The organism is Variovorax glucosi (genome assembly GCF_051216695.1).
Taxonomy (GTDB): Bacteria; Pseudomonadota; Gammaproteobacteria; order Burkholderiales; family Burkholderiaceae_C; genus Variovorax.
The window spans coordinates 1-472 of the sequence record NZ_JBPJZE010000128.1; the positions used below are offsets into that span (position 1 = coordinate 1).

Below are 472 nucleotides of genomic sequence, written 5' to 3' on the forward strand. Positions count from 1 at the left end.
ATTGCCAGCGGCGAGCGCAGGCAGGGCGGCTCCACGCTCACGATGCAGCTCGCGCGCCGCGTCTACGGCATCGACAGCCGCACGCCCACAGGCAAGGTCGCGCAGATCTTCGCGGCGCTGTGGCTGGAGGTGCGCTCCAGCAAGCGCGACATCCTGGAGGCGTATCTCAACACCGCGCCCTACGGCGGAAACATCGAAGGCGTGCAGGCCGCGAGCCTCATCTACTTTCGCAAGGACGCCGCGAAGCTGAGCCTGCCCGAGGCGCTGACGCTTGCCGTGATTCCGCAGAACCCCGTCAAGCGCATTGCCGAGCGCGGCCGCAATGCCGAGCTGCAATCGGCGCGCGAACGCCTGTGGGCGCTGTGGGCCGAGCGCGACCCGACTGCGAAGCAGCACGCACCTGATGCGCAGCTCGCGCTGTCGGCGCAGTCGCGCGGCAGCCTGCCTTTTCTTGCGCCGCACGCCACCGACA

The 472-nt window shown here is 69.3% G+C and carries 1 protein-coding gene; it reads left to right on the forward strand.

All coding sequences use genetic code 11. From position 1 onward, the window contains the following. The coding region (locus tag ACSFA3_RS23520; protein WP_435507834.1) for a transglycosylase domain-containing protein at positions 1-472 on the forward strand (472 nt) is incomplete at both ends.